The organism is Streptomyces sp. f51 (assembly GCF_037940415.1).
Taxonomy (GTDB): domain Bacteria; phylum Actinomycetota; class Actinomycetes; order Streptomycetales; family Streptomycetaceae; genus Streptomyces.
Map to the genome: position 1 here is coordinate 7,660,280 of NZ_CP149798.1, position 23,819 is coordinate 7,684,098.

6 protein-coding genes are annotated in these 23,819 nt (G+C 72.8%); all 6 read left to right on the forward strand.

Going from position 1 to position 23,819, the window contains the following annotated elements; translation table 11 throughout:
• Window positions 1-70 precede the first annotated feature (70 nt).
• The 6 genes from WJM95_RS33390 (at window position 71) to WJM95_RS33415 (ending at window position 23,777) form a co-directional block, all read left to right on the forward strand.
• Window positions 71-1,642, forward strand: a complete 1,572-nt coding sequence (locus WJM95_RS33390; protein WP_339134590.1) for an amino acid adenylation domain-containing protein — start codon at window positions 71-73, stop codon at window positions 1,640-1,642.
• Window positions 1,639-1,866 carry an acyl carrier protein gene (locus WJM95_RS33395; protein ID WP_339134592.1) on the forward strand — a complete coding sequence of 76 codons (228 nt, stop codon included), beginning with the start codon at window positions 1,639-1,641 and terminating at the stop codon, window positions 1,864-1,866. The genes WJM95_RS33390 and WJM95_RS33395 overlap by 4 nt, the downstream gene beginning before the upstream one ends.
• 114 nt (window positions 1,867-1,980) lie before the next feature.
• Window positions 1,981-3,168, forward strand: coding sequence for an NAD(P)/FAD-dependent oxidoreductase (locus WJM95_RS33400; protein ID WP_339134593.1), 1,188 nt, complete (start codon window positions 1,981-1,983; stop codon window positions 3,166-3,168).
• 47 nt (window positions 3,169-3,215) lie between these two features.
• Window positions 3,216-10,997 (forward strand): amino acid adenylation domain-containing protein, encoded by a 7,782-nt coding sequence (locus tag WJM95_RS33405; protein WP_339134595.1) that lies wholly within the window; start codon window positions 3,216-3,218, stop codon window positions 10,995-10,997.
• Window positions 10,998-11,001: 4 nt separating this feature from the next.
• Window positions 11,002-18,795, forward strand: coding sequence for an amino acid adenylation domain-containing protein (locus tag WJM95_RS33410; protein ID WP_339134597.1), 7,794 nt, complete (start codon window positions 11,002-11,004; stop codon window positions 18,793-18,795).
• On the forward strand, window positions 18,792-23,777 hold the full coding sequence (locus WJM95_RS33415; protein WP_339134599.1) for an amino acid adenylation domain-containing protein: 4,986 nt from the start codon (window positions 18,792-18,794) through the stop codon (window positions 23,775-23,777). The genes WJM95_RS33410 and WJM95_RS33415 overlap by 4 nt, the downstream gene beginning before the upstream one ends.
• The last annotated feature ends 42 nt before the right edge of the window (window positions 23,778-23,819 follow it).

Here is a 23,819-nt window from a genome sequence, read left to right on the forward strand (position 1 = left end):
CGAGCACGGCCCGAACGAGCAGCGCTCACCGGCCCGTCCGACCGGACACCCCTCATATCGGAGTCAGTTGATGATCCTTCAGGGAAAGCGGGTCGCCCTGCCCTCGGCGCCCGTCGTCCACCAGCAGTTCGAGGCGCACGCGCGGGCCACCCCCGACGCCGTCGCGGTCGTGTGGGCCGGCCGGCAGGTCACGTACGCCGAACTCGACGCGAGGGCCAACCGGTTCGCGCACTACCTCACCGCGCGCGGACACGGCCGGGGCGCCAAGGTCGGCCTGTGCCTCGACTACTCCGTCGACCTGCTCGTCGCCCTCCTGGGCACCCTCAAGGCGGGCGCGGCCTACGTGCCCTTCGACCCGGCCTACCCCGCCGCCCGGCTCCAGCTGCTGCTCGGCCAGGTCCCCGGCCTCGCCCTGATCGTGGCCTCACCGGGCACCGCCCCCATGGTCGGGACCGCGGCCGTCGACATCGTCGACCTCGACGAACTCGGCACCCGCCTCGCGGAGTTGCCGGCCACCTCGCCCGGCGTGCCCGTCACCGGTGACGACCTGTGCTACGCCGTCTTCACCTCCGGCTCCACCGGCACGCCGAAGCTGACCGCGGTGCGCCACGAGGGCTGGTTCAACCTGATGAACTGGCTCAGGCTCGAATACGGCCTGCACAGCGGCTCCCACAACCTCGTCGTCAGCGCGTTCGGCTTCGACCTCTCCCAACGCGCCCTGATGACACCGCTGTTCTGCGGCGCCACCCAGCACCTGCTGGCCAGCCGCAACTTCGACGCCATGCTGGCCTACCGCGCCCTGCGCGAGCACGACATCCGCGTGGTGCACTGCGCCTCCAGCACCCTGTACGTGCTGATCGACTGGGAGAAGGCACGCGGCGGCGACGCCCTCACCCGCCTCGACTACATCCTGTTCGGCGGCGAGGCGCTCAAGCCCGAGCGGCTCACCGACTGGATGCGCCGCGAGAACAACACCTGCACCCTGCTGCACCAGTACGGCGTCGCCGAGTGCACGGACGTGGCCACCTCCTTCGACCTCGCCGGACACCGGACCGGCGAACACGACATCGCCCCCGTGGGCCGGCCGGCGTACAACACCGACATCCACCTCCTCGACGAGCAACTGCGCGGCGTCGCACCGGGACAGGACGGCGAGATCTGCATCGCCGGGGCCGGGGTCGGCGCCGGCTACCTCGGCTCCTCGGGCCCCGAGAACGCCAGGTTCACCACGATCGAGGTCGACGGCACACCGGTACGGCTGTACCGCACCGGCGACCGGGGCCGGGTCACCGAGACCGGTGACCTCGTCGTCGCCGGCCGGATGGACGCCCAGGTCAAGGTGCGCGGCATGCGCATCGACCCCACCGACATCGAGCGCGCGCTCGGCAGGCTGACCGAGGTGCGGGAGGCCGCCGTGGCGGTCACCTGGACCGACGCCGGCGAGGCCGAGCTGACCGCATTCGTGGTACCGGAGGCGGGCGCTCTCGCCGAGGACGCCGTGCGCGCCCGCCTCCTTCGCACGCTGCCGCGCAACATGGTCCCGGCCCGCTTCGTCGGCGTACCGGCCATTCCGCTGAGCCCGCACGGGAAGGTCGACCGCGCGGCACTGGTCGACGCCCTCAAGAACCGAGGACAGGGATGACTGCCGACAGCGTGCGCGCCATCTGGTGCCGGGAACTGGGGCGCGAGGACATCGCGGCCGACGACGACTTCTTCGCCCTCGGCGGCCAGTCCGTGATCATGGTCAGGATCCAGGGCGCCTTCCTGGAGGAACTGGGCGCCGAGGTCCCCATGGACCAGATGTTCCTCCACCCCACGGTGGCGTCGATCTCCGCCTACATCGCATCCCTGCCACCGCAGCGATAGCGCCCCGAAAACGACAGGGATCCGCAGAGACCCCCCGGGGATCCGCAGAGATCCCCGGCCCCGGCCCGCGGGCCGCGTCGCGTGCAAAAAACTATCTGGTCAGAGAGGCGCGCCATGTACGACGTGATTGTCATCGGTGCCCGTTGCGCGGGTTCGCCGACGGCCATGCTCTTCGCCCGCCAGGGCTATTCGGTCCTGCTGCTGGAGAAGGCCCGGTTCCCGCAGGACACCCTGTCCTCCCACTACATCCACATGCAGGGCATGGGCCTGCTGAACCGCTGGGGGCTGCTCGGCAAGCTCCGCGACGCGGGCTGCCGCCCCATCACCCGCCAGAGCTACCAGGGCCCCGGGGTGCGCATCGAGGGCTTCTCCCTGCCCGTCGACGGCCTCAACCACACCTACGCGCCCCGCCGTTACGTCCTGGACCCGCTGCTCGCCGAGGGCGCCGTCGAGGCCGGCGTGGACTTCCGGGAGGGCTGCGCGGTCAAGGACCTGGTGTGGGAGGGCGACCGGGTCGCCGGCGTGCGCTACACGACCCCGGAGGGCACCGAGACCACGGAACGGGCCCGCCTGGTCGTCGGCGCGGACGGCATGCGCTCGCTGGTGGCCCGCAAGGTCGGCGCACCCAACGTCATCGAGCACCCGCGGGTCAGCTGCACCTACTACAGCTACTGGGCCGACGTCCCCTCGCACTTCGAGCTGTACGAGCGGCCCGGCCGCTGGATCGGCGTCATCCCCACCAACGACGACCTCACGCTGCTGATGACCTACTTCCCGCAGGACCTCTACAACGAGGTCCGCAAGGGAGTGGAACCCTTCTACCTCGACTCCTTCCGCACCACCGCCCCCGAGCTGTACGAGCGGATGCGGGCGGGCCGGCGGGTGGAGCAGATCTACGGCACGGGCCACCAGGAGAACTACTTCCGCAAGGCCCACGGCCCCGGCTGGGTGCTGGTCGGCGACGCGGTCAACCACAAGGACTCCATCACCGCCCGCGGCATCACCGAGGCCTTCGCCCAGGCCCAGTCCCTCGTCGGCCACGTCGGCACCCAGCTCCACGACGACGCCGCCCTGCGCACCGCCCTCAAGCGCTACGAGAACGACCTGAGCGGCGAGGCCCTCAGCCACTACCAGGGCGCCCTGAACGTGGCCGAACTCAAGCCCGAGGGCCGCGTGGAGATGCTGCGGCACCTGGTCGGCCACCAGGAGCACATCGACCGCTACTTCTCGACCCTGTCGGGGGCGTGCTCCATCGACGACTTCTACAACGACGAACTTCTGGACCTGCTCGACCTGAGCTGAGTCGCGGCCCGCTCCCTCCTGGTTCCGCCGATATGGAGACACAACACATGATCCCGTTGTCGTTCGCGCAGCGCCGGCTGTGGTTCGTGGACCGGTTCGAAGGCCCCTCGCCGACCTACAACGGCGCTTTCGCCCTGCGGCTGACCGGCGCCCTGGACGTCGGCGCGCTCCGGGCCGCGCTCGGTGACGTCGTCGACCGGCACGAGGTCCTGCGCACCGTGATCGTCGAGGACGGCGACGGCGTCCCGCACCAGCGGGTGCTGGCACCGGGGGAGCAGCCCTTCGGCCTGACCGTCACCGACGTCACCGAGCAGGACCGGGCCGCCGCCGTCGACCAGACGGCCACCGCCACCTTCGACCTGGCCGCCGACACCCCGATCCGGGCCCGGCTGCTGCGCCACGCACCCGACGAGCACACCCTGGTCGTCGTCGCGCACCACATCGCCGTGGACGGCGAGTCCTTCGGACCGCTGTTCCGCGATCTCACCACGGCCTACGCCGTCCGCGCCGAGGGGAAGGCGCCCGCGTGGGAGCCGCTGCCGGTGCAGTACGCGGACTACACGCTGTGGCAGCGGGACGTACTCGGCGACGAGAGCGACCCCGAGAGCCTGTCGGCCCGCCAACTGGCCTACTGGGGCAAGGAACTGGCCGACCTGCCGCAGCCGCTGGCGCTGCCCACCGACCGCCCGCGGCCGCGGGTGATGAGCCCCGGCGGCGACCGGATCCCGTTCTCCATCGACCCCGAACTGCTCGGCGCGGTGGAGAAACTGGCCACCGGAGCGGACACCACCGTCTCGATGGTCATGCACGCGGCGCTGGCGGTGCTCCTGCACCACCTCGGGTGCGGCGACGACCTGTCCATCGGCGCGCCGATCACGGACCGCACCGACGAGGAACTGCGCGATCTGGTCGGCTTCTTCGTCAACACCTGGGTGCTGCGCGTCGGCCTCTCCGGCAACCCGACCTTCCACGACCTCCTCGGCCAGGTCCGCGACCGCTCGCTGGCCGCCTACGACAACCAGGACATGCCCTTCGAGCGGCTGGTGGAGCTCCTCAACCCCGACCGCTCCACCGCCTACAACCCCTTCTTCCAGGTCATGCTCTCCTGGCAGCCGCCCGTGCCGCCGCTCCAGCTGCCCGGCCTCGGCGTCCAGGTCGAGCGGCTGGAGACCGGCACCGCCAAGTTCGACCTGTTCTTCGACCTGCTCCCGGACAGCGCGGGCGGCGCCCGCTGCCGGCTGGAGTACGCCACCGGCCTCTTCGAGAGGGACACCGCCGAGGCCATCGCGCGGCGGTTCGTGCGCGTGCTGGGCCGGCTCGTGGCCGACCCCGCCCGCGCGATCGCCACGATCGACGTCCTGGACACCGCAGAACGCGACGAGCTGCTCGCCCCCACCGGCGACAGCGTGTCCACCGCGTCCACCGCGCCCACCGCGACGATCCCGCAGCTGTTCGAGGACCAGGCCGCCCGCACCCCCGACGCCCCCGCGCTCGTCTGCGACGGACGCACCCTCACCTACCGCGAGCTGGACGAGCGGGCCAACGCCGTCGCCTGGGAACTCATCCGGCACGGCGCGGGACCCGAGGACCTGGTGGCCCTCGCCCTGCCCCGCACCGAGGACCTGGTGACCGGCCTGCTCGGCATCCTCAAGTCCGGCGCCGGCTACGTACCGCTGGACCCCCAGTACGCCCGAGGCCGGGCCCGCAGCGTGCTGACACAGGCGGCACCCCGCTTCGCGGTCACCGACACCGCCACCTGGCGGGAGATCCCCGGCAACGGCATCGACGCCGTCGTCCGCCTCGATGAGCGCGCCGACTGGCAGCCGGCCCCCGGCACCCCCGACGACACGACCCGCCGCGCGCCGCTGGCCCCGGACAACCTCGCCTACGTGATGTACACCTCCGGCTCCACCGGCGAGCCCAAGGGCGCGGCCCTGACCCACCGGGGCGTCGTCGACGGCGTACGCGAACTGGTCGACGTCCTGGACACACCGCCCGGGTGGCGGATGCTGGCCGGCACCTCCGTCAACTTCGACGTCTCCGTCTTCGAGCTGCTGACCACCCTGACCACCGGCGGCACCGCCGAGATCGTCGCCAACGCCACGGCCCTGGCCGAACGCGACCACTGGGACGGGCACGTCATCAGCGGCGTCCCCTCCGTACTGGGCGAACTCGTCCCCCACCTCGGCAAGGCACCCGGCGTCCACACCGTCGTCCTGGCCGGCGACGTGCTCCCGGGCCGGCTGGTGCGCCAGCTGCGCGAGGCACTGCCCGCCGCCAGGATCGTCAACTCCTACGGCCAGAGCGAGAGTTTCTACGCCACCGCCTTTTGCCTCGCACCCGGCCAGGAGTGGTCCGACGGCGACGTCGCCCCCATCGGCACCCCGCTGGGCAACATGCGCGCCTACGTCCTGGGACCCGGCCTGGCCCCGGTGCCCCGCGGCGTCGTCGGCGAGCTGTACGTCGCCGGCAGCTGCCTGGGCCGCGGCTACCACGGCCGGGCGGCCCTGACCGCCGAACGCTACCTCCCCGACCCCTACGGCCCCGCCGGCGAGCGGATGTACCGCACCGGCGACCTGGCCCGCCGCACCGCGCAGGGCCGGCTGGAGTGCGTCGGCCGCGGCGACGGCCAGGTCAAGGTCCGCGGCTTCCGCATCGAGACCGCCGAGGTCGAGGCCGCCATCACCCAGCACCCCGGGATCAGCGAGGCCGTGGTGATCAGCCGGGAGGTCTCCGCCGGCGGCAAACGGCTCGTCGCCTATGTGGTGCACACCGGTGAGGGAGCCGTCGGCGACGACGGCGCCGGAGGCATCGGCGACGTGGACGTCCTCGCCGGAGCCTCCTCCGCCGAACTGCGCAAGTTCACCGCGGCCCGGCTGCCCGACTACATGGTGCCCGCCGCCTTCGTCGCCCTGGGCCGCCTCCCGCTCGGCCCGACCGGCAAGCTGGACCGCTCGGCCCTGCCCGAACCGGAGTTCCACGGCGAGGCCTACCGCGAGCCGCGCACCGAGGCCGAGGCGGTCATCACCGCCGCCTACGCGGACGTCCTGGGCGTCGAACGCGTCGGCGCCGACGACGACTTCTTCGCGGTCGGCGGCGACAGCCTGCGCTCCATCCAGGTCGTCGCCCGCGCCCGCGCCCGCGGCCTGGAACTGTCCACCCGGGAGATTTTCGAGTGCCGCACCGCGGCCCGCCTCGCCGAGGTGGCCTCCGCCCGCCAGGGCCACACCCCCGTCCTGGCGGAGGACGAGAGCGGCGGGGTCGGCCCGATGCCGCTCCAGCCGGTCGCCCGGCACGTGTTCGAGCACGGCACCGGCACGAACCGGTTCGCCATGTCGATGGTCCTCGAACTGCCCGCCGGCATCGACGCCGACGGCCTCGCCGCGACCGTGGACGCCGTCCTGGACCGGCACGACCTGCTGCGCGCCCGCCTGGTGTCCGGCCAGGAACCCGCCCTCGTCGTGCGGGAGGCGGGCACCGTGCGGGCCGCGGACGTGATCCGCCGGGTCGACTGCGAAGGCCGCTGGCAGGAGCCGTCCGCACTGGCGGCGGCGAAGAGGGAACTGCACGACGCGGTCGGCCGGCTCGACCCCGGGGCCGGGACCATGATGGACCTCGTCTGGTTCGCCCCGCCCTCGGGCACCGGCAGGCTGCTGGTGGTGCTGCACCACCTGGTCGTCGACGGCGTCTCCTGGCGCATCCTCATGTCGGACCTCGCCGAGGCCTGGCAGCAGGTCCGCACCGGCACCGCGCCCGACCTGCCCGCGGTCGGCACCTCCGCCCGCCGCTGGGCCGCCGCCCTGGCCGACGAGGCGCTCACCGAGGAGCGGGAGGCGGAACTGCCCTACTGGCGCGACGTCCTCGAATCACCCAACCCCCCGCTGGGCAGCAGGGCGTTCGACCCGGCGGTCGATGTGTGGTCCACCGTCGAGACCGTACGGGTGCAGCTGCCCGCCGACGTCACCGACGCCGTACTGACCACCCTGCCCGCCGCGTTCAGGGGCACCGGCACCGACGTGCTGCTCGCCGCGCTCGCCCTGGCCGTGGACAAGTGGCGCGCCGCCGACGGCTCCACCCTGGTCCGCCTCGAAGGACACGGCCGCGAGGAGGACGCCGTCCCCGGCGCCGACCTCTCCCGCACGCTCGGCTGGTTCACCACCATGTACCCGGCCCGCGTCGACGTGAGCGCGGTCGACCTGGACGGCGTGCTGGCCGGCGGCCCCGCCGCCGCCAAGGCCGTCAAACTGGTCAAGGAGCAGCTGCGCGAGATCCCCGGCAAGGGCCTGGGCTACGGGCTGCTGCGCCACCTCAACCCCGAGACCGCCCAGCAGCTCGCCGGCCTTCCGGTACCGCAGATCGGGTTCAACTACCTCGGCCGGATCTCCGAGGCGGACGTGCCCGGGCATCTGCGCGACCACGGCTGGGGACCGGCGTCCTGGTCCGCCGAGCTGATCGCCGAGCCCGGCCCGGACCTGCCCGCGCTGTCCGCCCTGGAGGTCAACTCCGTCGCCACCGACACCGCCGAGGGCCCCTGCCTGCAAGCCGCGTTCATGTTCCCCACCGGGGTCCTCTCCCGCGAGCGGACCACGGAACTGGCCGAGCTGTGGGTGAAGGTGCTGCACGGCATGGCCGCCTACGCCGCCACCGGCGACGCCGGCGGACTCACCCCCTGCGACGCCCCGCTGGTCACCGTCGGCCAGAGCGACATCGAGACCTGGGAGCAGCGCTACGGCCCGCTGGTGGAGGTGTGGCCGCAGGCCCCGGGACAGTCCGGCATCCAGTTCCAGGCGGCGCTGGCCGAGGACACCTTCGACGTCTACCACATGCAGTTCGTGCTGCACCTGTCCGGACACGTCGACCCCGACCGCATGCGGGCCGCAGGACAGGCCCTGCTGGAGCGCTACCCCAACCTGCGCTCCGCGTTCCTGACCACCGCCGACGGCGAACCCGTCCAGGTCGTCGCCCAGCACGTCACCCTGCCCTGGCGGCACCTGGACCTGACCGGCCGCGGCGAGGCCGAGCAGAACACGGCCCTGGACGAAGCCCTCGCCGCCGACCGCGCCGAGCGACTCGACCCCACCCGGCCGCCGCTGCTGCGGCTGGCCCTGCTCACCTGCGGCCCCCAGCACGCCAAGCTCGTCCTCACCGCCCACCACACCCTCTTCGACGGCTGGTCCTCACCCCTGGTGATCACCGACCTGGTGCGGCTGTACGCCAAGACCGCCGACCTCGCCCCGGTCCGCTCCTACGGCGACTACCTGGCCTGGCTCACCCGCCAGGACAAGGACGCCTCCGCCGCCCGCTGGAAGGCCGAACTCGACGGATTCGACGAGCCGACCCTCGTCGCCGCGGGCCTCACCTCCCGGGGAGAGGCATCCTCGCTGGGACGGGTCGAGGTACCGCTGTCCATCGACAAGGGCCGCGAACTGGCCCGGCGCGCCGCACAGCTCGGCGTCACCCTCAACACCCTGCTCCAGGGCGCGTGGGCGGTGTTGGTCTCCAAACTGACCGGGCAGCACGACGTGGTCTTCGGCGCCGCGGTCAACGGCCGCCCCGCCGACCTGACCGGCAGCGACGAGATGGTCGGCCTGTTCATCAACTCCCTGCCGACCAGGGCCCGCTGCCGGCCCGGAACCAGCCTGGCCGAGGTCGTCACCGACCTCCAGAACCGGCAGATCACCCTCCTCGACCACCACTACTACGGCCTGGCCGACATCCAGCGCGGCACCGGCCTGCCCTCCCTGTTCGACACGATCGTCGTGTTCGAGAACTACCCCGTCGACCGCGAGGGCATCGTCGACGCGAACACCTCCGCCGGCTTCACGATCGACGCCATCCGCCCCTTCGCCGGCTCGCACTACCCCCTCACCCTCAACGCCTCCGACCCCTACCTGCGCCTGTCCCTGGACTACCAGAAGAACCTCTACGACCACGAGGCCGCCGAGACGATCGCCGCCCGGCTGGTCCGCGTCCTGGAGCAGGTCCTCCAGGACCCGACGGTCCCGGTCGCCGCCGTGGACGTACTGGGCCAGGAGGAACACGACCACCTGGTACGGCGGATCAACGACACCGCCCACCCGCTCGCCCCCGACACCCTCCCGGACGCCTTCGAGGCACAGGCCGCCCGGACCCCCGACCGCATCGCGGTGATCGGCGAGCACGAACGGCTCACCTACGCCGAGTTCAACGCCCGCGCCAACCGGCTCGCCCACTGGCTCATCGACCAGGGCGCCGGCCCCGAGCAGCTCGTCGCCGTGAGGATCCCCCGCTCGGTGGACCTGATGGTGGCGATCTACGCCGTGGTCAAGGCCGGCGCCGCCTACGTGCCCATCGACACCGAACTGCCCCAGGACCGGCTGCGCCACGTCCTGGACAGCGCCCGCCCGCTGCTGGTCCTCGACCAGGACCTCCCGGACGTCTCCGGCCGCCCCGCCACCGACCCCCAGCGCACCCTGTCACCGGACAACGCCGCCTACGCCATCTTCACCTCCGGCTCCACCGGCGGCCCCAAGGGCGTCCCGGTCGCCCACCGGGCCATCATGAACCGGCTCCGGTGGGGACTCGCCCACTTCGACGTCACCCCCGAGGACCGGGTGCTGCTGAGCACGACGGCCGGCTTCGACGTGTCGGTACCCGAACTGTTCGCCCCCCTCCAGGCCGGTGCCGCCGTCGTCATCGCCCGCCCCGACGGCCGCCGCGACCCCGCCTACCTGGCCGAACTGATCCGCCGCGAACACGTCACCGGCGCCGACTTCGTGCCCTCCCTGCTGGAGGCGTTCGTCGCCGAACCCTCCGCCAAGGACTGCACGAGCCTGCGCTGGATCGAGGTCGCCGGCGAGGCGTTCCCGCCCGAGCTCGCCCAGCGGTTCACCGAACTGCTCCCGAACTGCACCGCCAACAACCTCTACGGACCCACCGAGGCCGCCGTCGAGGTCACCGCCCACCAGTACGTGCCCGGCAGCGGCCGCCTCCCGATCGGCACCCCGGTGTGGAACACCCAGGTCTACGTCCTGGACGCGGCCTTGCGCCCGGTGCCCGCCGGAGTCGCCGGCGACCTCTACCTCGCCGGCGACCAGCTCGCCCGCGGCTACCTCGGGCAGAGCGCCCTGACCGCCGGCCGCTTCGTGGCCTGCCCCTTCGGCGCACCGGGCAGCCGCATGTACCGCACCGGCGACCTCGTGCGCTGGAGCCCGGACGGCCAGGTCGAGTACATCGGCCGCTCCGACTTCCAGGTCAAGCTCCGCGGCTTCCGCATCGAGCTCGGCGAGATCGAACAGGCCCTCGCCGCCCACCCCGACGTCGACGGCGCGGTCGCCCTCGTACGCGAGGACACTCCCGGCGACCAGCGGCTCGTCGCCTACCTCGTGCCCGTGGCCGGCACCGACCCGGCCGCCCTCGACCCGGCGGCCCTGACCGCCCTGGCCCGCGAACGGCTGCCGGAGTACATGGTCCCCACCGCACTCGTGCCGCTCACCGGCCTGCCCCTGACCCCCAGCGGAAAACTCGACCGGGGCGCCCTGCCCGCACCGGACCGCGCCGAGACCGCCACCGGGCGAGGCCCGCGCAACCACAACGAGGAAGTCCTGTGCCGGCTGTTCGCCGAACTCCTCGGCGCGGACGAGGTCGGCATCGACGTCGACTTCTTCGACAACGGCGGCCACTCGCTGCTGGCCACCCGGCTCGTCGGCCGCATCCGCAACGAGCTCGGCGTCGAGGTGAAGGTCACCACCGTCTTCCGCAGCCCGACCGTCGCCGAACTCGCGGCCCGGATCGAGAAGTCGGCCAAGTCCAACCGCCTCCAGCTGCGACAGATGAACGTTGAGGAGTAGCACGATGATCCCGTTGTCCTTCGCCCAGCGCCGGCTGTGGTTCCTCCACCGCCTGGAAGGGCCGTCCGCGACGTACAACATCCCGTTCGTACTGCGCCTGGACGGGCCGCTGGACACCGACGCCCTGGCCGCGGCGGTGACCGACGTCGCCACCCGGCACGAGAGCCTGCGCACCCTGCTCGTCGAGAACCAGGACGGCACACCGGAGCAGCGCATCCTGGCGCCCGGCGAGGCGGACCTCGCCTTCCGGGTGGTCGACGTGGCCGCCGACGCGGTGGACGAGGCGATGCGCCGCTTCGTGGGCGAGGGCTTCGAGCTGGATTCGGACCTGCCGCTGCGCACCCGCGTCTTCCGCCTGGCCGCGCACGAGCACGTGCTGGTGTTCGTCTTCCACCACGTCGCCGCGGACGGCGCCTCGATGGCCCCGTTCCTGCGCGACCTGCTCGACGCCTACGCCGCCCGCGGCCGCGGCGAGGCCCCCGACTGGCAGCCGCTCGCCGTGCAGTACAAGGACTACACCCTGTGGCAGCGGCGGATGCTCGGCGAGGAGGACGACCCCGACAGCGTCGCCTTCGAACAACTCGACTACTGGCGGGGCGAGTTGGCCGGAGTACCGCAGCCGGTGCAGCTGCCCCTGGACCGCCCGCGGCCCACCGCGGCGACCCACGCCGGCGGCCACGTCGACCTCGAACTCGACCCCGACGTGGTCACCGGCATCGGCCGGCTGGCCGCCGAACACGGAGCCACCGCCCCGATGGTCGCCCAGGCCGCCCTCGCGGTCCTGCTGCACCACCTCGGCGCCGGCGACGACCTCACCATCGGCAGCCCCATCGAAGGACGCCCCGACGAACAGCTCGAAGACCTGATCGGCTTCTTCGCCAACACCTGGGTGCTGCGCGTCGACCTCTCCCGCAACCCCACCTTCGGCGACCTGCTGGACCAGGTCCGCGACCGGGCGCTGGGCGCCTACGACAACCAGGACGTCCCCTTCGAGCACCTGGTCGAACTCCTCAACCCCGACCGCACCACCGCCTACCAGCCCCTGTTCCAGGTCATGCTGGCCTGGCAGTTCGCCTGGTCCCCGCTGGAAGTACCCGGCCTCAAGGCCACCCCCGTCCCGCTGGGCACCGACACCGCCAAGTTCGACCTGTTCTTCAACATCGTCCCCGACCCCTCCGGCCGCGCCTACGGACGCCTGGAGTACGCCACCGAACTGTTCGACCACGCCACCGCCCAGAGCCTCGTCGAGCGCTACGTCCGCGTGCTGCGCCAGGTCGTCACCGCCCCCGGCACCCGCCTGAACCGCGTGGACCTGCTCACGACGGCCGAACAGGACCGGCTGACCGCGCTCAACGACACCACCACCCCCCTGCCGGACACGACCGTCGCCGAACTGGTCACCGCCCAGGCCGCCCGCACACCCCGGGCCACCGCGGTGGTCTGCGGACCCGAACAGCTCTCGTACCGCGAACTGGACGCCCGCGCCGCCCGGTTGGCCGCCCGGCTGCGCGAGCACGGAGTGGGGCCCGACGTCCTGGTCGCCGTCGCCCTGCCCCGCTCCACGGACCTGGCCGTCGCCCTGCTCGCCGTCCTCAAGGCCGGCGGTGCCTACCTCCCCGTCGACCCCGCCTACCCGGCCGCGCGCATCGACCTGCTGCTCACCACCGCCGCACCGGCCCTGACGCTCACCGACCACGCGACCGCCTCCACCCTCACCCTGCGCGCACAGCAGGTCCTCCACCTCGACGACCTGAACCCCGACACACCCGACACACCCGCCGCCCCCGGCGTGCGGGCGCCGGACGCCGGCACGCGCCCGGACCATCTCGCCTACGTGATGTTCACGTCCGGCTCGACCGGCACACCCAAGGGCGTCGCCGTCACCCACGCCGGTGTCGTCAACGGCGTACGGGACCTGGCCCGGCGCACCGGCGTCGGGCCGGGCTCGCGGATGCTGGCGGCGACCTCGGTGAACTTCGACGTCTCCGTGTTCGAGATCTTCACCGCGCTGACCTGCGGCGCGAGCGTCGAGATCGTCCGTGACGTCCTCGAACTCGCCGAACGCGACGCCTGGTCGGGCACCACGATCAGCGCCGTGCCGACGGTCTTCGCCGCACTCCTCGACCAGGTCGCCACCGGCACCGGCGACGGCCTGCGGCTCGACGTCGACACCGTCGTCTTCGCCGGCGAGGCGCTCTCCGCGGACATGGTCCGCACCGTGCGCCGGACACTGCTGGGCACCCGCGTCGTCAACGCCTACGGCCAGACCGAGAGCTTCTACGCCTCCACCTTCACCGTCCCCGAGGAGTGGAGCGAGGGCGGCGCGATCCCGGTCGGCACCCCGCTGGCCAACATGCGCGCCCACGTCCTCGGTCCCTCGCTCGCCCCGGCCCCGCAGGGCGTGACCGGCGAACTGTACGTCGCCGGCCACCTCGCCCGCGGCTACCACCAGGCCCCGGCCGCCACCGCCGAACGCTTCGTGGCCTGCCCCTTCGGACCGGCCGGCACCCGCATGTACCGCACCGGCGACCTCGCCCGGTGGGACGCGGACGGCCGCCTCAGGTACGCCGGACGCGCCGACGACCAGGTCAAGGTGAACGGCATCCGCGTCGAGCCGACCGAGATCGAGACCGTCCTGTCCCAGCACCCCGCTGTCACCCAGGCCGTCGTCACGGTGTGCGCGGACCACACCGGCACCCGGCGGCTCGTCGGCTACGTGGTCCAGGCCGGTGCCGCGGGCGCCGACGCGGACATCAACGCGAGCGTGTCGGTGGCCGACCTGCGCCGCTTCGCCGCCAGGCGGCTGCCCGACTACATGGTGCCCGCCCAGCTGGTGGTCCTGGACCGCCTCCCGGTGGGCGCGAACGGGAAACTCGACCGGGGCGCCCTGCCCGCACCGCAGTTCACCGGCGCCCAGTACCGGGCGCCGCGCACCGAGACCGAACGCGTGCTGGCCGAGGTGTACGCCGACGTCCTGGGCGCCGGACAGATCGGCGTCGACGACGACTTCTTCACCGGCGGCGGCGACAGCATCCGCTCCATCCAGGTCGTGGCCCGCGCCAAGACCCGCGGCGTCCTGGTCACCACCCGGGAGATCTTCGAGCACCGCACCGTCGCCCGGCTCGCCGAGCTGGTCGAGGGCCGGGCCGGCCAGGAGCGCGTGACGCTGGCCGAACTGCCGGGCGCCGGAGTGGGCTGGGCCCCGCTGCCGCCCACCGCGGCCCACGTCCTCGCCCTGGGCGGACCCGTCGGCCGGTTCTGCATGTCCGCGCTGCTGACCCTGCCCGAGGACATCGACCGTACCGGCCTGACCGCCACCCTCCAGGCCGTCCTGGACCGGCACGACGTACTGCGCTCCCACCTGGACCGGGCCGAGAAGGGCCTGCGCATGCGGGAGCCCGGCAGCGTCGAGGCCGCCGCGCTGCTGCGCGAGGTCCCCTACGACGCCGCGACCGTGCGGGCCGAGCTGGACGCGGCCGCCGGCCGCCTGGACCCGGACGCGGGCGTGATGGCCCAGTTCGTCCGGCTCACCAGCGGCGACCGGGCCGACCGGCTGCTGATCGTGCTGCACCACCTGGTCGTCGACGGCGTGTCCTGGCGGATCCTGCTGCCCGACCTGGCCGCCGCCTGGCAGCGGGTCAAGAGCGGCCTCGAACCCGCTCCGGCCCCCGCGGGCACCTCGCTGCGCCGCTGGACGCACGCGCTCGCCGAACAGGCCGCCACCGCCGAACGCATCGCCGAACTGCCGTTCTGGCAGAAGACGCTGGCCGGTGACGAACCGGTCCTGGGCGCCCGCCCGCTGGACCCCGCACGCGATGTCACCTCCACCGTGGACACCGTCCGCGTCCAGCTGCCCGCCGACGTCACCGCCACCCTCCTGGACACCGTGCCCGCCCTCTTCCACGGCGGCCCCGACGACGGCCTCCTGGCCGCCCTGGCCCTGGCCCTGGCCCGCTGGCGCCGCACCCGGGGCGTGCCCGACGCCCCCGCCCTGGTCCGGCTGGAGGGCCACGGCCGCGAGGACCACCTCGTGCCCGGCGCCGACCTGTCCGCCACCATCGGCTGGTTCACCGCCATGTACCCGGTCGGCCTGGACGTCACCGGCATCGACCTGGCCGACGCGTTCGCCGGCGGCCCCGCCGCAGGACGGGCCGTCAAGGCCGTCAAGGAACAGCTGCGGGCCGTCCCCGACCACGGCCTGGGCTACGGACTGCTGCGCCACCTCAACGCGAGGACCGCACCGGCGCTGGCCCGCCTGCGCCGCCCGCAGATCGGCTTCAACTACCTCGGCAAGGCCTCCGGCGCCGACATCCCCGAACACCTGCGGGGCCTGGGCTGGACCCCCGACACCACCCACCGCGACCTGATCGCCGCCCCCGACGCGGACATGCCCGTCCTGTCCGCGCTGGAGATCAACGCCGTGGCCACCGACACCGGCGACGGCGACGAACTGACCGCCTACTTCGGCTTCCCCACCGGCGTCCTGACCCGCGAGGACGTCACCGAACTCGCCGGACTGTGGACGAAGGCCCTGACCGCGCTGGCCCGCCACGCCACCACCCCCGAAGCCGGCGGCCTCACCCCCGGCGACGCACCCCTGGTCACCGTCGCCCAGAGCGAGATCGACGCCTGGGAGACCCGCTTCGGCAAGCTGGCCCGGATCTGGCCCGCGACCCCCGCCCAGTCCGGGATCCTCTTCCAGGCCCGGCTCGCCGGGGCGTCCTTCGACCCGTACCACATCCAGCTGGTCTTCCACCTGTCCGGCCGGGTCGACCCCGAACGCATGCACCGCGCGGGACAGGCACTCCTGGACCGCCACCCCGTCCTGCGCGCCGCGTTCGTCGACCGCGCCGACGGCGACCTCGTCCAGGTGGTCCCGCAGTCGGTGACCCTGCCCTGGCAGCACCTCGACCTGAGCGCCCTCGACGAGGACGAACGCACCCGCAGGTTCGAGGAGTTCCTCACCCGCGACCAGAAGGACTACTTCGACGCCGAACGGCCCCCGCTGATACGTCTGGCCCTGGCCGTCCTGGACCCCGACCGCCCCGAACTCGTCCTGACCGCCCACCACGCCCTCTACGACGGCTGGTCCACCCCGCTGCTGATGCAGGACCTGCTGCTGCTGTACGCCTCCGACGGCGACCCCTCCGCACTGCCCGCACCCCGCGACTACGGCGACTTCCTGTCCTGGCTCACCCGCCAGGACCCGAAGGAGGCGGCACGGGCCTGGGCCGCCGAACTCGACGGGATCGACGAGCCCGCCCTGCTCGCCCCCGACTCCGCGGACACCGACGACGGCGTCCGCGACCAGGTCGAGGTCGCCCTGCCGACCGAGGAGGCCCACGAACTGGTACGCCGCGCCTCCGAACTGGGCATCACCGTCAACACCCTGGTGCAGGGCGCCTGGGCGCTGCTGCTCGGCCAGCTCACCGGCCGCCAGGACGTGGTGTTCGGCGCGACCGTCTCCGGCCGCCCGCCCGCGGTGACGGACGTGGAGTCGATGGTCGGCATGTTCATCAACACCCTTCCCGTACGGGTGTCCCACACGCCCGGCGACACCGTCGGCGAGGTCCTGGACCGGCTCCAGCGCCGCCAGGCCGCCCTGGCCGAGCACCACCACCACGGGCTCGCCGAGATCCAGCGGGCCGCCGGGGTGCGGTCCCTGTTCGACACCCTGGTCGTCTTCGAGTCCTACCCGGTCGACCGGGAGGGCCTGGAGGACGCCAGCGACGCCGCCGACGGCATCACCTTCACCGGCCTGCGCCCCTTCGCCGGCAACCACTACGCGCTGTGCCTGACCGCCGCCGCCGACCCGCACCTCCAGCTCGTCATCCAGTACGCGCCCGGTGTCTTCGACCGCGACACGGTCCACACCTACGCGGACCGCCTGCTGCTCCTCCTGCGCCGGCTGGCCGCCGACCCCGGCGTGAAGATCGCACAGATCGACGCGCTCCGGGAGGGCGAACGCGAGCGGATGCTGGCCCCCTTCGACGAGGACGCCGCCCGGGCCCGCCGCGTCACGCTCACCGAACTGGTCGAGGCACAGACGGCCCGGCTCCCGGACAGGACCGCCGTGGTCGCCGCCGGCGCGTCACTGACGTACGCCGAACTCGACGCCCGCGCCGAGGCGCTGGCCACCGAGCTGGCCCGGCACGGCGTGGGCCCCGAGACCGTGGTCGGCGTGGTCCTGCCGCGCACCGTGAACACGGTCGTGGCCCTGCTGGGCGTCCTCAAGGCGGGCGGCGCCTATCTGCCCGTCGACCCGGCCTACGCCGCGGCCCGCCTCCCGCACGTCCTGCCCACCGCCCGGCCCCACCTGGTCCTGACCGACACCGCCACCCGCCCCCTCGTCCCCGCCACCGACATCCCCGTCCTGCTCCTCGACCACATCGACCTCACGGCGGCGCCCGCGGACACCTCCGCCGCCGCGCCCCGCCCCAAGGCAGGACCCGACAGCCTCGCCTACGTCATCTACACCTCCGGCTCCACCGGCGTGCCCAAGGGCGTGGGCGTCACCCAGTCCACCGTCGTGAACGCCGTGGACACGATGGTCGCCCAGGCCGGCGCCGAGGACGGACGGCGCGTCCTGGTCGCCGCCTCCTTCGGCTTCGACGTCGCCACCTTCGAGACGTTCGCCGCCCTCACCCGGGGCGGCACCGCCGAGATCGTCCGCGACGTGCTGGAACTGGCCGAACGCGACCACTGGGACGTCGACGTCGTCTGCTCGGTGCCCTCCGCCTTCGCCGAACTCGTCGACCAGCTCGCCGGCCGCATCGACCCCACCGCACTGAACATCTCCGGTGAGGTGCTCACCCCGGTCCTCGCCGAGCGGGTCCGCACCCGCTGGCCCAAGGCCCGCGTCATCAACAGCTACGGCCCCAGCGAGACGTTCTACGCCACCGGTTTCCTCCTGGACGCCGACGAGGCGTACCCCACCGGCGTGCCCATCGGCCGCCCCTTCCCCGGCGTGCGGGCCTACATCCTGGGCCCGGGTCTCGGCCTGCTGCCCGCGGGCACCCCGGGCGAGCTGTACCTGGCCGGCGCCGGACGCGGCTACCACCGCCAGCCGGCCCTGACCGCCGACCGGTTCGTCCCCGACCCCTACGGGCCCGCCGGCTCACGCATGTACCGCACCGGCGACCTGGCCCGCTTCACCGCCGACGGACAGCTCCAGCACCTGGGCCGCATCGACACCCAGGTCAAGATCCGCGGCTACCGGGTGGAACCCGCCGAGGTCGAGGCCGCCCTGACCACCCACCCGGACATCGCCCAGGTCGCCGTCGTCACCCAGCAGCCCGGTGACACCACCCCCTACCTGGCCGCCTACCTGGTCCCCGCCGAGGGCGCGAGCGTGCCCGGCGCGGCCGAGATCCAGGAGCACCTGGCCGACCGGCTGCCCGAGTACATGGTGCCCGCCGCCTATGTGCCGCTGGAGCGGCTGCCGCTGTCACCCAACGGCAAACTCGACCTCAAGGCGCTGCCCGCACCCGACCTCACCTCCGCCACCCCCTACAGGGCACCCGCCACCCCCCGCGAACAGGCGCTGGCCCGCCTGTTCGCCGAGGTCCTCGGCCTGGAGAAGGTCGGGGCCGACGACGGCTTCTTCGAACTCGGCGGGCACTCCCTGCTCGCCACCCGGCTGATCACCCGCGCCCGCGCCGAGATCGGGATGGAGATACCCATCCGCAAGATCTTCGACCTGCCGACGGTCGCGGCGCTCGCCGCCTGGTCGGAGGAATCGGCTGTACCCCTTCGCCCCGCTCTCCGCAGGATGATCCCAGAGGAGCAGACCCCGTGATTCCGCTTTCCTTCGCACAGCGCCGCATGTGGCTCACGCACCAGCTGGAGGGCGGGGCCGAGACCTACAACATCTCCCCGGCCTTCCGGCTCAGGGGACCGCTGGACGAGGCCGCCCTCGTCGCCGCGATCCAGGACGTCGTCGCCCGGCACGAGACACTGCGCACCACCTACGTGCTCGACGACAACGACGAACCCCACCAGCGGATCCTGCCCGCCGCCCAGGCACCGGTGCAGGTGCCGGTGGTGGACGTGGCACCCGGCCGCCTCGACGAAGAGGTCGACGCGTTCATCGCGCACCGCTTCGACCTCATGGCCGACATCCCCTTCCGGGTCCGCCTGTTCCGCTGCTCGCCCGAGGAACACGTCCTGGTCCTGCTCATCCACCACATCGCCTCCGACGGCGTCTCCGGCGGCCCCCTGGCCCGCGACCTGACCACCGCCTACACCGCCCGCCTCGCCGGCCGAGCACCCCTCTACGAACCGCTGGCCGTCACCTACAAGGACTACGCGCTGTGGCAGCGCGAACTCCTCGGCGACGTCACCGACCCCGGCTCGCTGGCCGCCGCCCAGGCCACCCACTGGCGCAAGGAACTGACCGGCGTACCGCAGCCGCTGAGCCTGCCGCTGGACCGCCCGCGGCCCGCGGCCCGCGACTCCAAGGGCGACTCCCTGCCGCTGCGGGTCGAGCCGCAGGTCGCCGCCCGCCTCCAGCGGCTCGCCGACGAGCGCGGCATGACCATGTCGATGGTCGTGCAGGCCGCGCTCGGCGTCCTGCTGGGCAAACTCAGCGGCGGCGAGGACGTCACCATCGGCAACCCGATCGCCGGACGCACCGACGAGGGCCTGGCCGACCTGGTCGGCCTGTTCGTCAACACCCAGGTCCTGCGCGTCGACCTCACCGGCAACCCCTCCTTCACCGACCTGCTCCCGCAGGTCCGCGACAAGGCCCTGGCCGCCTACGAGCACCAGGACGTGCCCTTCGAGACCCTGGTCGAACTGATCAACCCCGAACGCTCCACCGCCTACCAGCCCCTGTTCCAGGTCATGTTCGCCTGGCAGAGCTTCGAGAAGGCCGACTTCGAACTGCCCGGCCTCACCGTCGAGTTCGAGCAGTACCTCACCAACACCTCGCTGGCCGACCTGTTCTTCAGCCTCGCCTACGACACCACCGGCGCGCTGCGCGGCGACCTCATGTACGCCACCCAGCTCTTCGACCGCGACACCGCCGAAGCCCTCGCCGAGCGGTTCGTACGCGTCCTGGAACAGGTCGCCGCCGCACCGAAGGCCCCGATCGGCTCGATCGAGGTACTGGGCGAGGACGAACGCGACCGCCTGGTGCGCCGGGTCAACGACACCGCCCGCCCGGTCGCCGCCACCACCCTCCCCGACGCGTTCGAGGCCCAGGCGGCCCGGACCCCCGACCGCATCGCGGTGATCGGCGAGCACGAGACCCTGACCTACGCCGAGTTCAACGCCCGCGCCAACCGGCTCGCCCACTGGCTCATCGAACAGGGCGCCGGCCCCGAGCAGTTGGTCGCGGTGAAGATCCCCCGCTCGGTGGACCTGCTCACCGCCGTCTACGGCGTGGTCAAGGCCGGCGCCGCCTACGTACCGCTGGACACCGAACTGCCCGCCGAACGCGTACGCCACATCCTCGCGAGCGCCGACCCGCTGCTGCTCCTCGAAGACACCCTGCCGGACGTCTCCGCCCATCCGGCGACCAACCCCGAGCGGACCCTGTCGCCGGACAACGCCGCCTACGTCATCTTCACCTCCGGCTCCACCGGCGGCCCCAAGGGCGTCCCGGTCGCCCACCGTTCGATCACCAACCGGATCGAGTGGGGACTGGAACACTTCGCCGTCACGCCCGATGACCGGATGCTGATGAGCACCTCGGCCAGCTTCGACGCCTCCGTCCCGGAGATGTTCTCCAACCTCCAGACCGGCGCCAGCGTGGTCGTGGCCAGTGCGGAGGGCCGGCGCGACGCCGGCTATCTCGCGGAGCTGATCCAGCGCGAGCAGGTGACCGCCGCGTTCTTCGTGCCCTCCCTGCTCTCCGCGTTCGTCACCGAACCCGCCGCCGCGGACTGCTCCAGCCTGCGCTGGATCGAGGTCGCCGCCGAAGCCTTCCCCGCCGCCCTCGCCAACCGCTTCACCGAACTGCTCCCCACCTGCTCGGCCAACAACCTCTACGGGCCCACCGAGGCGACCGTCGAGGTCACCGGCTGGCAGCACGTCCCCGGCGCCGACCGCGTCCCCATCGGCACCCCCATCTGGAACAACCAGGTCTACATCCTCGACGCGGCCCTGCGCCCCGTCGCCCCCGGCGTCGCCGGCGAGCTCTACCTCGCCGGGACCTGCCTGGCCCGCGGCTACCTCGGCCAGAGCGGTCTGACCTCCGAACGGTTCGTGGCCTGCCCGTTCGGACCGGCCGGGGCCCGCATGTACCGCACCGGGGACCTGGTGAAGTGGAACAAGGACGGCCAGGTCGAATACCTGGGCCGCACCGACTCCCAGGTCAAGGTCCGCGGATTCCGCATCGAACTCGGCGAGATCGACCACGTCCTGTCCGGACACCCCTCGGTCGCGCAGGCCGCCGTCGTGGTCCGCGAGGACCACAAGGGCGACCAGCGCCTGGTCGCCTACATCGAACCCGACCCCGACGCCGCCGTCGCCGACACCGGCGCCCAGGTCGAGGAATGGCGCCGTATCCACGACGACGCCCACGCGGACGCCGCCGACGACACCTGGGGCGAGGACTTCCAGCCCTGGAAGAACGTCCACGGCGGCGAACCCGTCCCGCACGAGGAACTGCGCCAGTGGCAGGACGCCGCGGCCGCCCACGTCCTGCGCCACGCCCCGCGCCGGATCCTGGAGATCGGCGTGGGCTCCGGCCTGCTCCTGGCCCGGATCGCCGGCCGGGTCGACACCTACTGGGGCACCGACCTGTCCGCCACCGCGATCGACCGCCTGCGCACCCAGGCCCGGGCGGCGGGCCACGGCGACCGGGTCCGCCTCGCCGTCCAGGCCGCCGACGACCTCACCGGCCTGCCCCGGGAAGGCTTCGACACCGTCGTCCTCGACTCCACCGTCCAGTACTTCCCGAGCGCCGACTACCTCGACCAGGTCCTCACCCAGGCCTGGGACCTCCTCGAACCCGGCGGCCGGATCATCGTCGGCGACGTCCGCAACGCCGCCACCCAGCGCATCCTGGCGACCGCCGAACAGCGCGCACGCCAGCCCTACGCCTCGCACGAGGAGATCAGGGCGGCCGTGGAGCAGGCACTGCTCGCCGAGCGGGAACTGCTCATCGCCCCCGAGTGGTTCGCCGAGTGGGCCCAGCGCCACGGCGCCGGCGCCGACATCCGCCTCAAGGCAGGCCACGCGCACAACGCGCTGACCCGCCACCGCTACGAGGCCGTCCTGCACAAGGAGCCCGCAGGCGCCCTCGACCTGGGCACCGTGCCCGCGCTGCCCTGGGGCGGCGACATCTGTGCCCTGGACCGGCTCACCGGACCCCTGGAGCGGGCGGGCGGCCCGCTGCGGGTGACCGGGATCCCCAACGCCCGCCTGGTGGAGGAGGCCGCCGCGGCCGTCTTCGCCGGCGTCGTCACCGAGGACGCCCCCACCGGCAGGCCCCTTGACCCCCAGGACGTCACCGCCTGGGCACACCGCCAGGGCCTGGACGCCGTCCTGACCTGGTCGGGAGAGAGCGCCCACGGCTTCGACGCGGTGCTGCTGCCCCCGCACAGCACCGTCACCGGAGCGTTCGTCCCCGGCAAGGTCGCCGGACGCGTCCGCGCCACCGCGCCCGCCCTGGCCACCGCGATCGGCCCGCTGCTGGCCGAGCTGCCCGCCTACCTCGGCGCACGGCTGCCGGACTACATGGTCCCGGCCGCGATGGTCCCGCTGTCACGGCTTCCGCTGAATCCGGCCGGCAAGATCGACCGCGCCGCGCTGCCCGCCGAGCACACCACCACCGTCAGCAAGGGCGAGCCCCGCAACTCCCACGAGGAGCAGCTGTGCTCCTTCTTCGCCGAACTCCTCAAGCTGGAGCGGGTCGGCATCGACGACGACTTCTTCGCCCTGGGCGGCCACTCCCTGCTCGCCACCCGCCTCAGCGCCCGCATCCGCAAGCACTTCGGCGTCGACATGCCGCTGCGCACGATCATCCAGTACCCGACCGTGGCCGAACTCGCCGCACTGCTGCTCATCGGCGGCATCCCCGGCAACCACGACGACTCCTTCGACGTCGTGCTGCCGCTCAACCGCGACCCCGGCACCGGCAAGGAACCGGTGTGGTTCTTCCACGGCGGCGGCGGCCTGGGCTGGGCGTTCTTCACCTTCGCGCCGCACGTGCCCGACCGGCCGGCCTACTCCTTGCAGTCGCGCGGCTCCAACGGCAAGGAGCCGATGGCCCATTCGGTGGAGGAGATGGTCGAGGACTACCTGGAGCAGATCCTCGCCGTCCAGCCCGAAGGCCCCTACTACCTGATCGGCTGGTCCTTCGGCGGCCCCATCGCGCACGCCGTCGCCGAGGCGATGGACCGGCGCGGCCTGGAGGTCGGCCTCATCGCCGTCCTGGACTCCCAGCCCGCCAACTCCGCCACCAACAACGGCTTCCGCGAGGTCGCCGGCCGCACCAAGGAGCTCTACCGCGCCGACGTCGAGGAAGTCTTCGGCAAGTTCATGAACACCGGCAACATGGACGCCTTCCTCGACACCATGTCGCAGGTCGGCGCCAACAACCTCCAGAAGATGGGCGTCTTCGAGTCACCCGTCTACCGCGGCGACGTGCTCTATTTCAACGCCCGGCTGGACAAGGTCGACGGACTCACCTCCTACGGCCCCGACTGGCGCCCGCACGTCCTCGGCACCATCGAGGAGTACGACATCGACGCCACCCACCACGACCTGCACATGCCCAAGCCCGCCGGCCAGATCATGCGGGTCATCGCCCGGAAGCTGGCCCAGCGGTGAGCGGCCCGGAGCGGCATGCGAGCGAGCGAAAGGAGCAGGCCC

Bases quoted from the DNA above. Each gene is read 5' to 3' on its own strand.
- WJM95_RS33390 (WP_339134590.1), top strand. From the start codon at position 71: ATGATCCTTCAGGGAAAGCGGGTCGCCCTGCCCTCGGCGCCCGTCGTC.
- WJM95_RS33395 (WP_339134592.1), top strand. From the start codon at position 1,639: ATGACTGCCGACAGCGTGCGCGCCATCTGGTGCCGGGAACTGGGGCGC.
- WJM95_RS33400 (WP_339134593.1), top strand. From the start codon at position 1,981: ATGTACGACGTGATTGTCATCGGTGCCCGTTGCGCGGGTTCGCCGACG.
- WJM95_RS33405 (WP_339134595.1), top strand. From the start codon at position 3,216: ATGATCCCGTTGTCGTTCGCGCAGCGCCGGCTGTGGTTCGTGGACCGG.
- WJM95_RS33410 (WP_339134597.1), top strand. From the start codon at position 11,002: ATGATCCCGTTGTCCTTCGCCCAGCGCCGGCTGTGGTTCCTCCACCGC.